At 67.7% G+C, this 14,273-nt stretch carries 10 protein-coding genes; 7 read left to right on the plus strand and 3 right to left on the minus strand.

Translation table 11 applies throughout. From position 1 onward, the window contains the following. Positions 1–10: 10 nt before the first annotated feature. From C1927_RS13495 to C1927_RS13515, 5 genes are read left to right on the plus strand one after another with little or no spacing between them, the layout of a single operon-like run. The gene (locus tag C1927_RS13495) at positions 11–1,378 is read left to right on the plus strand and encodes an NAD(P)/FAD-dependent oxidoreductase (RefSeq protein WP_108747850.1); all 1,368 of its coding nucleotides are present in this window, start codon (positions 11–13) and stop codon (positions 1,376–1,378) included. Continuing rightward, positions 1,378–2,817 carry an exodeoxyribonuclease I gene (gene sbcB, locus C1927_RS13500; RefSeq protein ID WP_108746976.1) on the plus strand — a complete coding sequence of 480 codons (1,440 nt, stop codon included), beginning with the start codon at positions 1,378–1,380 and terminating at the stop codon, positions 2,815–2,817. Before C1927_RS13495 ends, sbcB begins: the two co-directional genes overlap by 1 nt. Continuing rightward, positions 2,814–3,500, plus strand: a complete 687-nt coding sequence (locus C1927_RS13505) for a DUF2461 domain-containing protein (protein WP_079222397.1) — start codon at positions 2,814–2,816, stop codon at positions 3,498–3,500. Before sbcB ends, C1927_RS13505 begins: the two co-directional genes overlap by 4 nt. Further along, positions 3,500–4,492 (plus strand): aldo/keto reductase, encoded by a 993-nt coding sequence (locus tag C1927_RS13510; protein WP_108746977.1) that lies wholly within the window; start codon positions 3,500–3,502, stop codon positions 4,490–4,492. The genes C1927_RS13505 and C1927_RS13510 overlap by 1 nt, the downstream gene beginning before the upstream one ends. 42 nt (positions 4,493–4,534) lie before the next feature. Further along, positions 4,535–5,086 carry a DUF2939 domain-containing protein gene (locus C1927_RS13515; RefSeq protein WP_079222399.1) on the plus strand — a complete coding sequence of 184 codons (552 nt, stop codon included), beginning with the start codon at positions 4,535–4,537 and terminating at the stop codon, positions 5,084–5,086. A gap of 53 nt (positions 5,087–5,139) precedes the next feature. Here C1927_RS13515 and C1927_RS13520 read toward each other — a convergent pair whose 3' ends face one another. From C1927_RS13520 to C1927_RS13530, 3 genes are all read right to left on the minus strand, one after another. After that, positions 5,140–6,084, minus strand: a complete 945-nt coding sequence (locus tag C1927_RS13520) for a 5'-nucleotidase (protein WP_033831508.1) — start codon at positions 6,082–6,084, stop codon at positions 5,140–5,142. Positions 6,085–6,131: 47 nt separating this feature from the next. Continuing rightward, positions 6,132–6,905, minus strand: a complete 774-nt coding sequence (locus C1927_RS13525) for an NAD kinase (protein WP_079222400.1) — start codon at positions 6,903–6,905, stop codon at positions 6,132–6,134. A gap of 195 nt (positions 6,906–7,100) precedes the next feature. Beyond that, on the minus strand, positions 7,101–12,077 hold the full coding sequence (locus tag C1927_RS13530; RefSeq protein WP_079222401.1) for an NAD-glutamate dehydrogenase domain-containing protein: 4,977 nt from the start codon (positions 12,075–12,077) through the stop codon (positions 7,101–7,103). Between the two features lie 275 nt (positions 12,078–12,352). Here C1927_RS13530 and C1927_RS13535 point away from each other — a divergent pair, with 275 nt between their 5' ends. After that, the gene (locus C1927_RS13535; RefSeq protein ID WP_079222402.1) at positions 12,353–13,009 is read left to right on the plus strand and encodes a TetR/AcrR family transcriptional regulator; all 657 of its coding nucleotides are present in this window, start codon (positions 12,353–12,355) and stop codon (positions 13,007–13,009) included. Continuing rightward, complete coding sequence (locus C1927_RS13540) at positions 13,009–14,271, plus strand: efflux RND transporter periplasmic adaptor subunit (RefSeq protein ID WP_108746978.1); 1,263 nt, start codon at positions 13,009–13,011, stop codon at positions 14,269–14,271. The genes C1927_RS13535 and C1927_RS13540 overlap by 1 nt, the downstream gene beginning before the upstream one ends. The last annotated feature ends 2 nt before the right edge of the window (positions 14,272–14,273 follow it).

The raw sequence follows: 14,273 nt of genomic DNA on the forward strand, positions 1-14,273 counted from the left end.
GGACAGTTCGTTGATCGCACATGCATCCCGCTCGTTGAGCATCATCGGTGCCGGCCTGGCCGGTTCCCTGCTGGCCATCCTGCTGTCCCGCCAGGGCTGGCGGATCACCCTGTACGAACGCCGTGGCGACCCGCGCGTGGCCGACTACGAAAGCGGCCGCTCGATCAACCTGGCGCTGGCTGAGCGCGGCCGCAACGCGCTGCGCCAGGCCGGCGTGGAAGACGAAGTGATGGCCCGCGCGGTGATGATGCGCGGCCGCATGGTGCACCCGCGCGAGGGCGAACCGCAGCTGCAGCGCTACGGGCGCGACGACAGCGAAGTGATCTGGTCGATCCACCGCAGCGGCCTGAACACCACGCTGCTGGAACTGGCCGAACAGGCCGGCGCCACCGTGCACTTCCATCGCCGCCTGCACACCGTCGATTTCGATGCCGGCTACGCGCGCTTCATCGATGATCGCGACGACAGCCCGCACGACATCCGTTTCGACACGCTGATCGGTGCCGACGGGGCCGGTTCGGCACTGCGCGCTGCCATGAACCGGCGTGCGCCGCTGGGCGAGGACATTGCCTTCCTCGACCACTCGTACAAGGAGCTGGAGATCCCGCCCGCGGCCGACGGCGGTTTCCGCATCGAGCGCAACGCGCTGCACATCTGGCCGCGCGGCCATTACATGTGCATCGCCCTGCCCAACCACGAAGGCACGTTCACCGTCACCCTGTTCCTGCCCAACAAGGGCGAGCCGAGCTTTGCCACGGTCAACACCGGCGCGCAGGCCGAAGCACTGTTCTCCCGCGAGTTCGCTGACACGCTGCCGCTGATCCCGGACCTGCGCGCGGACTGGGAACAGCATCCGCCCGGCCTGCTCGGCACGCTCACCCTGCAGCGCTGGCACCAGGCCGGCCGCGCCGTGCTGATCGGCGATGCCGCGCACGCAATGGTGCCGTTCCACGGCCAGGGCATGAACTGCGCCTTCGAGGATTGCGTGGCACTGGCCCGCCACCTGCAGGAGGCGGACGACCTGGAAGGCGCCTTCGCCGCCTTCGAGGCCGAGCGCAAGCCGAATGCGCGTGCCATCCAGCAGATGGCGCTGGAGAACTACCTGGAGATGCGCGACCGCGTCGCCGATCCGGCCTTCCTGCTGCAGCGCGAGCTGGAACAGGAACTGCAGCGGCGCTGGCCCACGCGCTTCGTGCCGCACTACACCATGGTCACCTTCCTGCACACGCCGTATGCCGAAGCGCTGCGCCGCACGGAGATCCAGCGCGACATGCTGGTGGCGGCCACCGCAGGCCACCAATCCTTGGACAACATCGACTGGGCCACGCTGGAAGCGCAGATCCATGCGCAGCTGCCGGTCCTGGAGGGCGCACACTGATGGCCGACAGCTTCCTGTTCTACGATCTCGAAACCTTCGGCCAGGACCCGCGCCGCACCCGCATCGCGCAGTTCGCGGCGATGCGCACCGATGCCGATCTGAACGTGATCGACACGCCGGTCAGTTTCTTCGTGCGCCCGGCCGATGACCTGGTGCCGTCGCCCATGGCGACCCTGGTCACCGGCATCACCCCGCAGCAGGCCATGGCCGAGGGCATCAGCGAAGCCGAGGCCTTCGACCGCATCAACGAGCAGCTGTCGCGGCCGGGCACCTGCGCGCTCGGCTACAACACCCTGCGCTTCGACGACGAGTTCATCCGCTACGGCCTGTTCCGCAATTTCCACGATCCCTACGAGCGCGAGTGGCGCAACGGCAATTCGCGCTGGGATCTGCTGGACATGCTGCGGATGATGCGTGCTTTGCGCCCGGACGGCATCCAGTGGCCGCTGCGCGAAGATGGCGCGACCTCGTTCAAGCTGGAGCACCTGGCCGAAGCCAACGGCGTGCGCGAAGGCGATGCGCACGAGGCGCTTTCGGATGTGCGCGCCACCATCGGCATGGCGCGGCTGTTCAAGCAGTCGCAGCCGCGGTTGTGGGATTACGCACTGAAGCTGCGCGACAAGCGCTTCGTCGGCAGCCTGCTGGACGTGGCCGCGATGAACCCGGTGCTGCACATCTCCATGCGCTACCCGGCCAGCCGCCTGTGTGCGGCGCCGGTGCTGCCGCTGGCCATGCACCCGACCATCAACAACCGGGTGATCGTGTTCGACCTGGAAGGCGAAATCGATGACCTGCTGGAGCTGCCGGCCGATGTGATCGCCCAGCGCCTGTACATGCGGGCCAGCGAACTGCCTGAGGGCGTGGCCCGCGTGCCGCTGAAGGAAGTGCATCTGAACAAGGTGCCGGCGCTGGTGGCCTGGAACCACCTGCGCGCCGACGACCACGCACGCCTGGGCCTGGACGTGGCCGCGATCGAAGCCAAGGCCGAGCGCCTGCGCGCGGTTGCTGCAGCGCTGGCCGAGAAGGCGCGCCAGGTCTTCAACCAGCCGCGGCCGGCCATCGTGTCCGACGTGGACGCCTCGCTGTATGACGGCTTCCTCGGCGCGGGCGACAAGCCGCTGCTGGCCCTGGCCCGCACCAGTGCGCCGCAGCAGCTGGCCGCGCTGGAAGGCCGCTTCCGCGACCCGCGCCTGCCGGAGCTGCTGTTCCGCTACCGCGCACGCAACCATCCCGACAGCCTCGCACCGGATGAACGCGAGCGCTGGCAGGATTACCGCCGCCAGCGCCTGCTCGGCGAGAGCGGCCTGGGCGAACTGAACCTGCCCCAGTACCAGCAGCAGATCGACGCGCTGGCCGCCGAAGCGCCCGATGACGCGCGCCGGGCCGGCCTGCTGCAGTCGCTGCGCGACTGGGGCCACCACCTGCAGGAGACGCTGTGAGCACGTATTTCTCCGACGCCAGTTTCAAGTTCCTGCGCAGCCTGGCGCGGCATAACGAGAAGGCCTGGTTCAACGACCACCGCCAGCAGTACGAAGACCATGTGCGGCAGCCGTTCCTGCGCCTGCTGGGCGACCTGCAGCCGGCATTGACCGAAGTCAGCGACCACTTCCGTTCGGATACGCGCGGTGTCGGCGGTTCGCTGTTCCGCATCCACCGCGACGCGCGTTTTTCCAACGACAAGTCGCCGTACAAGACCTGGCAGGGCGCCCGCCTGTTCCATGAGCGCCGCCGCGAAGTGGCTGCGCCTTCGTTCTACATCCACCTGCAGCCAGGCGAGAGTTTCGTCGGCGCCGGCCTGTGGCATCCGGAGCCGGACACGCAGCGGCGCATCCGTCATTTCATCCTCGACAACCCGGGCAGCTGGAAGGCCGCCGCGCACGCGCCGGCCCTGCGCAAGCGCTTTGATTTCGAGCAGACCGAGAAACTGGTGCGGCCGCCGCGCGGCTTCCCCGCCGACTTCGAGTTCATCGACGACCTCAAGCACCGCAACTGGGTGATGTGGCGCTCGCTGGACGACGACACCATGACCGGCCCGCGGCTGCTGTCCACCCTGGGCAAGGATCTGGCCGCACTGGGCCCGTTCGTCGATTACCTCTGCGCCGCCCTGGACCTGGAATTCTGATGGCGCAGGCACTACCCCTGGCCCGGCAGCGGCGCGTGCTCGGCCGCACCGGCCTGCAGGTCTCGCCGATCGGCCTGGGTTGTTCCGGCTTCTGGGGCCACCGCCGCTTCGCTGAAGGCGCTGCGGCCGCCGTGGTCGAGCACGCCCTGGCACAGGGCGTGAACCTGCTCGACACCGGCCACAACTATTCCGGCTTCCATGCCGAGCCGCGCCTGGGCCGCATCCTGCGCCCGCTGCTGGCGCGCTTTCCGCGTGAGTCCCTGGTGGTGTCCAGCAAAGGCGGCACGCTGACCGGCCAGGCCGGCATCAGCGGTGCCGAGCAGCGTGACTTCTCCGCGGCGGCGATCACCGCCAGCTGCGAGGCGTCGCTGCGCAACCTCGGGCTGGATTACCTGGACATCTACCAGCTGCATGGCGCCAGCGAGCACGACATCAACGATGACCTGCTGGCGGCGCTGCAGCGCCTGCGCGAGCGCGGCCTGGTGCGGTGCACCGGCATCAACACGCACTCGGCGGTGACGCTGCGCTGGATGATCGCCCACCCCGAGGCCTTCGACGTGGTCCTGCTGGATTACAACGCCCTGCAGCAGGACCGCGAGCCGCTGATCGACCAGCTCACCGCAGCCGGCATCGGCGTGCTGGCCGGCACCGTACTTGCCCAGGGCCACCTGCTGCCGGCCCGGCCACGCCTGCCCCGGCTGGCCGACGCCTGGTACCTGGCGCGCACCTGGCTGAAGCCCAGCAGCCGCGCACTGATGCGCAGCGCACGCGCGATGCGCCGCGCGGTGGCATCGGTGCACAGCCAGCAGCCGGCGCAGACCGCCTTCGCCTATGTACTGCAGCATCCCGGCGTGGCCAGCGGCATCCTCGGCACCACCCGCGTGGCCAGCCTCGAACAGGTGCTGCAGACCCGCCTGGAGGCGCTGGATGGCGCCGATCGGCAGCGGCTGGTGGCCGCCTTCGGCGATGGCAGCGGCTCACCTAGTCACTGACGCTTAACCTGCCGCTGCCGGAGTTGCGGCAGTCTGGGCGCCATGAAGAAACTCATCGGCATTCTGGTTGCCCTCGTCCTGGCCGTGGCCGCCTGGTGGTTCAGTGGCCCGTACTTGACCGTGCACGGCCTGTCCAAGGCCATCGAGCAGCGCGATACCGCGCGGCTGGAGCGCTACGTGGATTTTCCGCGCGTACGCAGCAGCCTGCGCGCCCAGCTGAACGATTACCTGGTGCGGCAGGCGGGGCCGGACGTGGCGGCCAGCCCGTTCGGCGCGCTGCTGTACGGGCTGGGTGACCAGCTGGGAGGGGCGGCGGTGGACACCATGGTCACGCCGACCGGCATCGGCGCGATGCTGCAGGGCCACGTGCTGTGGAAGCGCGGCCGCAATGAACTGCAGGGCGGCGATGCGTTCGGCCCGACCGAACCGGCGCGGCCGTTGAAGAACGCCGAACACCATTTCGAGGCGCTGGACCGCTTCGTGATCGACGTCCAGCGCGGCCCCGGCGAACCACCGATGAAGGTGGTTCTGGAGCCGCAGGGCCTGCGCTGGAAGGTGGTGGACCTGCAGCTGGGGATGTCGGGAAGCCCGTAGCCCCATGCCCGGCGATGCCAACCAACGGTTGGCACCCACCCGTCGAATCCGCTTCAGCCCTCGTTGGCCACGCCGTGTGGGACGTGACCGGCGGCCACGTGTTCACGGGCGCTGTCGATGTTGTGCTGCGAATCATCGAAGAAGATGTCCGCGCCGAAGGCCTGCAGGAACGGGCCCTTGTGGCGGCCGCCGAGGAACAGGGCCTCGTCCAGGCGCACGCCCCACTCGCGCAGGGTGCGGATCACCCGCTCGTGCGCGGGGGCCGAACGCGCGGTGACCAGCGCGGTGCGGATCGGCGCGCTGTCGCCCGCCGGGAACACTTCCTGCAGCGTGTGCAGGGCCGACAGGAAGCCGCGGAACGGGCCACCACTGAGCGGCTCGCGGGCACGCTCGCGCTCGTGGCGGCCGAAGGCCTCAACCCCCTGCTCGCGCGAGATCCGCTCGCTCTCGTCGCCGAAGATCACCGCGTCTCCATCGAAGGCGATGCGCAGCTGTCCGGCCGGGCGCGTGATATCGATCTGGTCGGCCGCAGCCGCCGCGGTTTCACCCGGGGGCTTGGGCAGGATGGTCGCCGCCGCGATGCCATGGCGCAGCGCACTGCGCACCGATTCGGGATTGGCCGACAGGAACAGGTCGGTGCCGAACGGCTTCACGTAGGGCCAGGTCGGCTCGCCGGCGGTGAAGGTCGCGCGGATGATGCCCAGCCCATAGTGCTGGATGGAATTGAAGATGCGCAGGCCGGTATCGGCCGAATTGCGCGACAGCAGGATGACCTCGACGCGCGGGTTCTCGGGGCTGGCACCCTGGTTGAGCGCCAGCAGCTTGCGCACCACCGGGAAGGCCACGCCGGGGCCAAGGATGTCGTCCTCATGCTGGCGCTGGTACTCGGCATAGGCCGCTACGCCATCGCTCTCGAACAGCGCATGGCTTTCTTCCAGGTCGAACAGCGCGCGCGAGGTCACCGCGACGGTCAGCAGGCGGGGGGAGTTGTCGCCCATCGGTGGGGGTCCTTCAAGCGATCGGCGGGGCCGGCAGCGTATTGTCGTCAAAAAACGAACTGTTCGCTCAGGATCCGGTCTTCCAGGTTGTGTTCCGGGTCGAACAGCAGGGTCACCCGGTGCTCCTTCGATTCGCGGATGGTGACTTCCACCACGTCGCGGGTCTCGTGCGAATCGGCAGTGACGCTGACCGGGCGCTTGTAGGGATCAAGCACACGGAAGCGCACTTCGGTGTCGGCCTTGAGGATGGCTCCGCGCCAGCGCCGCGGCCGGTAAGGAGCCAACGGCGTCAGGGCGATGGTATGCGACCCCAGCGGCAGCACCGGGCCGTGCGCCGAATAGTTGTAGGCAGTGCTGCCGGCCGGGGTGGCCACCAGCACGCCATCGCCGATCAGCTCGGCCACCCGTTCCTGGCCGTTGAGATCGATGCCGATGTGCGCCGCCTGGCGGGTCTGCCGCAGCAGCGAGACATCGTTGTAGGCCAGCGAACCGGTGCTGGCACCGGATTCGGTCAGCGCCAGCATTTCCAGCGGCCGCAGGTTGGCCGGCTCGGCGCGGGCGATGCGTGCAACCACATCGTCTTCGGCGCGGTACTGGTTCATCAGGAAGCCAACGGTGCCCAGCTTCATGCCGAACACCGGCTTGCCCAGGCGGCCGTGCCGATGCAGGGTCTGCAGCATGAAGCCGTCGCCGCCCAGCGGGCACAGCACGTCGGCCTGGTCGGGCGCGTGGTCGCCGTAGCGGGAAACCATCGCCGCGCGGGCCATCTGCGCCGGTTCGGCGGTGCTGGCCAGGAAAGCGATGCGGGGGGTGTCGCTCATCGGTGGATCCGGGTGGGTGTGCCAGCAAGAGCATACCCGGTAGTGCCGGCCGCTGGCCGGCAGCCGCACGACCCAGGTTCATCGGGTTGCCGGCCAGCGGCCGGCACTACCACCTTTGCCACAACGCAGAACGGCCCCGCTTTCGCGGGGCCGTTCCGTTTCACGCTTGCCGGGCGTGGCCCGGCACTACATCACTTACGCACCATGCGCGGCCAGCTGGCCCAGGCGCTGCACCGCGACCGAAACGGTCGGGTAGTCCAGGGTCTTCTGCTCGGCCAGTTCGGCCAGCATCGACAGGGTGAAGCGCAGGCTGCTGTCGTCGCGGCCGATCCAGCTGGCGACCTTGGCTTCAGCACTGCTGCCCTTGGTACCCAGCACCTGGCCGGCCAGGTTGCGGTGGTGCGCGGCCAGTTCGTCACGCAGCACGCCACGGGCGACGGCATGCCAGCGGCCGTTGACCTCCAGCGCGTCGATCTGCTCGAACAGCCACGGCAGCTGCAGGGCATCGCCCAGGCGGAAGTGGATCTTGGACACGTCCACCGGCTTCAGCTTGCGGGTGCGGGCCAGTTCGATGATGTCGAACGCCGGCTCCAGGAAGTGCAGTTCGGCCAGCTGCTGGGCCAGCGCGGACGGCAGGCCCTTTTCCTTCCACTCGGCCACCAGGGCTTCGTAGGTCGGACGCTGCGAATCCGGCAGCACGCCCGAAGCAACACGGATGTCGTTGAACGGACCCTGGTAGCGGTTGACCGCCTCGGTGATGCCCGGCATCGGGCCCGGGCGCGACAGCAGCCAGCGCACGAACGAACGCTGCAGCTTCCAGATCACTTCCAGTGCGTCGATCTGCACCGACTCCGGCAGGGTGCCGTCGAGGGCGTCGATCTGCGCCCACAGCGCGCGGGCATCCAGCGTTTCGCGGCTGATGGTGTACGCCTTGGCGACCTCGGCGATGGTGCGGCCGGTGTCTTCCTGCATGCGCATCAGGAAGGTGGCGCCCATGCGGTTGATGGTCTGGTTGGTCACGGCCGTGGCGATGATTTCGCGCTTCAGGCGGTGACGCTCCATCGCGTCGGCGTACTTCTTCTGCAGCGGCGTCGGGAAGTAGCGCTGCAGTTCCTTGGACAGGTACGGATCTTCCGGGATGTCCGAATCCAGCAGCTGGGCAAACGCCACCAGCTTGGAATAGGACAGCAGCACCGACAGTTCCGGACGGGTCAGGCCCTGGCCGCGTGCCTTGCGCTGCGACAGCTCGGCATCGGACGGCAGGAACTCGATCTGGCGATCAAGCAGGCCCTGCTGTTCCAGGGTGCGGATGAAGTGCTGCTTGGAACCCAGGCGCTTGACCGCCATCCGCTCCATCAGGCTCAGGGCCTGGTTCTGGCGGTAGTTGTCGTTGAGCACCAGGTCGGCGACCTCGTCGGTCATCGACGCCAGCAGCTTGTTGCGCTGCTCGACGGTCAGCTTCTTGGCGCGCACCACATCGTTGAGCAGGATCTTGATGTTGACTTCATGGTCGGAGGTATCCACACCGGCCGAGTTGTCGATGAAGTCGGTGTTGAGCAGCACGCCGGCCTGGGCAGCTTCGATGCGGCCCAGCTGGGTCATGCCCAGGTTGCCACCCTCGCCCACCACCTTGCAGCGCAGCTCGCCACCGTTGACGCGCAGGGCGTTGTTGGCGCGGTCGCCGACATCGCTGTGCTGCTCGCTGGCGGCCTTGACGTAGGTACCGATGCCGCCGTTCCACAGCAGGTCGACCGGTGCCTTCAGGATCGCGCTCATCAGGTCGTTCGGCGACAGTGCCTTGACGTTCTCGTCCAGGCCCAGCGCTTCACGCACCTGCGGGGTGATCTCGATCGACTTCAGGGTACGCGGGAAGATGCCGCCACCCTTGCTGATCAGCTTGGCATCGTAGTCCGCCCAGCTCGAACGCGGCACGGTGAACATGCGCTCACGCTCGACGAACGACGTGGCCGCATCCGGGTTCGGGTCCAGGAAGATGTGGCGGTGGTCGAACGCAGCAACCAGGCGGATGTGGCGCGACAGCAGCATGCCGTTGCCGAACACGTCGCCGGACATGTCGCCCACGCCGACCGAGGTGAAGTCCTGGCTCTGGCTGTCACGGCCCAGTGCACGGAAGTGGCGCTTGACCGATTCCCACGCACCGCGGGCGGTGATGCCCATGCCCTTGTGGTCGTAACCGACCGAGCCACCGGAAGCGAACGCATCGCCCATCCAGAAGCCGTGCGCGATGGCCAGGCCGTTGGCGATGTCGGAGAAGGTCGCGGTGCCCTTGTCGGCCGCCACCACCAGGTACGGGTCGTCCATGTCGTGGCGCACGACATCCACCGGCGGCACGATCTTGTTGTTGACGATGTTGTCGGTGATGTCCAGCAGGCCCTGGATGAACAGCTTGTAGCAGGCCACGCCGTTGGCGAACACCGCATCACGATCGCCGTTCACCGGCGGGGTCTTGGCGAAGAAGCCGCCCTTCGCGCCGACCGGCACGATGACGGTGTTCTTGACCATCTGCGCCTTGACCAGGCCCAGCACCTCGGTGCGGAAGTCTTCGCGACGGTCCGACCAGCGCAGGCCACCACGGGCGACTGCACCGAAGCGCAGGTGGGTACCTTCCACGCGCGGGCCATAGACGAAGATTTCGCGGTACGGACGCGGCTTCGGCAGGTCCGGCACCAGGGCCGAATCGAACTTGAAGCTGATGACATGGCCATGCTGGCCGTTGGCATCGGTCTGGTAGTAGCTGGTGCGCAGGGTCGCGTCGATCACGCCCATGAACGAGCGCAGGATGCGGTCCTCGTCCAGGCTGGACACGCGGTCCATCAGCTTCAGCAGCGCTTCGCGCGCGGCCTGCATCTGCGCATCGCGGTCGCCCTTGCGCGCATCGACAACGGTCTTGAGCACCTTCAGGGTGGCATCGTCGGCGGCAGCCAGCACATCGAAGTGGGCCTTCAGCTGGGCCTGGCCGGCAGCGATGTCGTCCTTGCTCTCATGGCCGGTGGCCGGATCGAAGCGGGCTTCGAACAGTTCCACCAGCAGGCGGGCCAGCAGCGGGTAGCGCGAGAACGTGCCTTCCACGTACGCCTGCGAGAACGGCACGCCGGTCTGCAGCAGGTACTTGCAGTAACCACGCAGCATGGCGACCTGGCGCCAATGCAGGCCCGCGGCCAGCACCAGGCGGTTGAAGCCATCGTTCTCGGCATCGCCGTGCCAGACGCGGGCGAAGGTCTCGCCGAAGGCTTCATCGACGCGGGCGGCATCGATGGCGCCGGCGGTCGATTCGACCTCGAAGTCCTGCACGTACACCGGGGCGTTGTCGACCGACAAGCGGTACGGACGCTCGGCGATCACGCGCAGGCCCATGTTTTCCATCATCGGCAGCGCGTCCGACAGCGGGATGTCATCCAGCTGGCGGTACAGCTTCAGGCGCAGGCCATCGCCGCTTTCGCGCGGCACGGCCTGCAGGCTCAGGCGCAGGTCGTCCGGACCGGTCAGGGCATCAAGCTGGCTGACATCGTTGGCGGCAACGGCGGTGCTGTTGTCTTCGATGTAGCCGGCCGGCAGCGCCTTGCCGATACGGGCGGCGATGCGCAGGCCTTCGGTCTCGCCATGGCGGGTCACCAGCGCTTCGCGCAGGTCGTCCTGCCAGTTGCGCAGCACCTGGGCCAGCTTCTGTTCCAGTTCGGCGGTATCGACGTCGAGCATTTCGCCCGGCTTCGGGCGCACGATCAGGTGCACCTGGGCCAGCGGCGATTCGCCCAGCACCACCGAGCTGTCCACGTACTCACCGTGCAGCGCTTCCTTCAGCATCGCCTCGATGCGCAGGCGCACATCGGTGTTGAAGCGCTCGCGCGGCAGGTAGACCAGCGCGGAAATGAAGCGGCTGTACTTGTCGCGGCGCAGGAACAGGCGGCTGCGCACGCGCTCCTGCAGGCCCAGCACGCCCATGGCGGTGCGGAACAGTTCGTCCTCGCTGGACTGGAACAGTTCTTCGCGCGGCAGGGTTTCCAGGATGTGGCGCAGGGCCTTGCCGCTGTGGCTGGCCGGGGCCAGGCCGGACTGCTTCATCACGTATTCGTGGCGCTGGCGCACCAGCGGGATTTCCCACGGGCGGCGGTTGTAGGCGCTGGAGGTGAACAGGCCCAGGAAGCGCTGTTCGCCGATGATCCTGCCCTTGGCGTCGAATTCCAGCACGCCGATGTAGTCCATGTAGCCGGCGCGGTGCACGCGCGAGCGGGCATTGGTCTTGGTCAGGATCAGCGCGTCCTTCAGCCCGGACGTGGTGTTCAGGCCCTGCGCGGCCAGGGTCTTGACCGGACGTGCGGCGGACTTGTCCTTGCCGCGCATCAGGCCCAGGCCGGTGTCGTTCAGCGGCGCCAGCACGTCTTCCTTGCCCTGCTTCTCCACGCGGTATTCGCGGTAGCCGAAGAAGGTGAAGTGGTTGTCGGCGGCCCAGCGCAGGAACTGCTGCGCTTCGGCACGCGAGGCATCGTCGACCGGCAGCTGGCGGCTGCCCAGGTCGTCGGCCAGCGCCAGCGCCTTGTCCTTCATCGGCTGCCAGTCGCGCACGATGGCGCGCACTTCATCCAGCGCCTTGTTGATGGCCTGCTCGATGGCGGCCATGGCTTCGGCCGGCTGGCGGTCGATCTCCAGCAGCATCACCGATTCGGCATCGCCCTCGCCGACCTTGGCCAGCTTGCCGGCCTTGTCGCGGGTGAAGCGCAGCACCGGGTGGCCCAGCACATGCACGCCCACGCCCTGTTCGGCCAGCGACATGGTGACGGTGTCGACCAGGAACGGCATGTCATCGTTGATGATCTGCAGCACGGTGTGCGGCGATTCCCAACCGTTGGCCTTGGCCGTGGGGTTGAACACGCGCACGTTGGCCTTGCCGGCCTTGCGTGCACGCGCGAACTCCAGGGTGTCTGCCGCCAGCGCCGCCCACTCTTCAGCGGTGTGGTGCGGGAACTCGTCCGACTCCATGCGCTTGTAGAAATCGGCTGCGAATGCCACTGCCTCGGCCTGCGCGGCCGCGGGGTAACGCTTGCGCAAGGCCGTGTACACCGGCTCCAGGGAGAAACCAGCGGTCACTGCGACCTCCGACTCAGCTGGCTTGGTTTTGTTTTTCACGGTCTTGGCTGCGGTTTTTTGCGGTTTCATGGCAGAGCGAGGCGCTTGCTCAGTTGGGAAAATGAAATTGTAGCCCTGTTGCAGGAAAAGGCCTTGCTGCAGGACGGAATAATGAAATGCCGGGTTTGCTGCGGTTTAGACGCCTATTCAGTTCGCACCGGTATGGCGTCGGCACTGGGCAACGCGATACCGACAGGATCGGCAAACCGTGTTGCCGGAATAAGCGCGCGCAGCGCCCGCTGTCAGGACGGACAGGACTATCGGCACGATTCCACAATCCTGAACTGGACGGTATAGTCCACCGCGTGAACCCGGCCTACCTCCCCGCTGCCCTGGATGCGCGCGATCAGCGCGTATTCGATGCCGTGCGCGAACTGCTGGCCCACCAGGGCATGCAGATCAGCATGGATGCGGTGGCCCAGCATGCCGGCTGCTCCAAGCAGACGCTCTATTCGCGCTACGGCAGCAAGCAGGACCTGCTGCGGCGGGTCATGCAGCGCCACGTCGGCCACGCTACCGGGGCCATGGTCCGTGCACTCCGCACTGACGACCTGCGTGCCAGCCTTCTGCAGTTCGCCACCGACTTCCTGGAGCATTTCAACCAGCCGCACGTGGGACAGGCCTGCCGGGTGATTGCCGCCGATGCGGCGCAGTTTCCCGAAGAGGCGCGTACGCTGTACCGGCATGGTGCCGGCGCATTGACGCTTCATCTTGCTGAATGGATTGAAACCGTTTGCATGCGTGGCCAGCTCCGGCATGACGACCCGCACTTCATGGCCGAACTGCTGCTGAGCATGATCGCCGGTCAGGATTTCGACAAACAGCGTTTCCATACCCCCCATCGCGATGACGCGCAGCTGCGTCGGCGCTGGGCAGAATTCTCCGTCGACAGCTTCCTGCGCGCCTTTGCGCCAACGCCGTCGGTGGCCCCCACTACAAACCAACCCCGGAGTTCCTCCTGATGACCGCCCCACTCCGCACCCTTGCCTTGACGTGCGCCGTTGCTGTCGCGCTGGCCGCCTGCAAGAAGCCGGAACAGCAGACGCCCCCGCCGCCGGAGGTGGGCGTGATCGACGCCAAGCCGCAGACCCTGCCGCTGCAGCGTGAACTGGTCGGCCGCCTGTCGCCGTTCCGCAGCGCCGACGTGCGCGCGCGCGTGCCGGGCGTGCTGCTCAAGCGCGTCTACCAGGAAGGCAGCGAGGTCAAGCAGGGCCAGACCCTGTTCCTGATCGATCCGGCCCCGCTGCGCGCCAGCCTCAACGCGTCGGAAGCACAGCTGGCCTCGGCCCGCGCGACCTACGCCAACGCCAAGGTCGCCGCCGACCGCGCCCGTTCGCTGGCGCCGCAGCAGTACGTGTCCAAGTCCGACCTGGACAGCGCCGAAGCCGCCGAGCGCACCGCGCTGGCCGCGGTGAAGCAGGCTGAAGCCTCGGTCACCTCCTCGCGCATCAGCCTGGGCTATGCCGAAGTGACCTCGCCGATCAGCGGCGTGGCCAACAAGCAGCAGGTCACCGAAGGTGCCCTGGTCGGCCAGGGCGACGTGACCCTGCTGACCACCGTGGACCAGCTCGACCCGCTGTACGTGAACTTCTCGCTGAGCGTGGACGAACTGAGCCAGCTGCGTGCGCAGCAGGCGCGTGGCGCGCTGGCGCTGTCCGGCGATGGCAAGGCCACCGTCAACGTCAAGCTGTCCGATGGCACCTCCTACGGCGAAGCCGGCACGCTGGACTTCTCGTCCACCACGGTCGACCCGACCACCGGTGCGGTTTCGCTGCGCGCGGTGCTGCCCAACCCGCAGAAGATCCTGCTGCCGGGTGCCTTTGTCAGCTTCCAGGCCAACCTGGGTGAACGCAACAACGCCTTCCTGATCCCGCAGCAGGCCCTGCAGCGTGACAGCGCCGGCGGCTTCGTGATGGTGGTCGGCGCCGACGGCAAGGTCGTGCGCAAGAACGTGAAGACCGAAGGCGCACAGGGCGGCAACTGGATGGTCAGCGACGGCCTGGCCGCCGGTGACAAGGTCGTGGTGGCGGGCGTGCAGAAGGTCAAGGAAGGGGCGCCGGCCACGGCCAAGCCCTGGACCCCGGGCCAGGATGCCAACGGCCAGCCCGCCGCTGCCGGTGCAGCCCCGGCAGCCGCGGCTGCAGGCGGCGCCGAGAAGGCGCCGGCCAAGCCGGAGGCTGCCGACAAGGCCGAGCCTGCCGCCACCGAATCGAACAAGCAGTAACG

This window comes from Stenotrophomonas sp. ZAC14D1_NAIMI4_1 (genome assembly GCF_003086775.1).
Taxonomy (GTDB): domain Bacteria; phylum Pseudomonadota; class Gammaproteobacteria; order Xanthomonadales; family Xanthomonadaceae; genus Stenotrophomonas.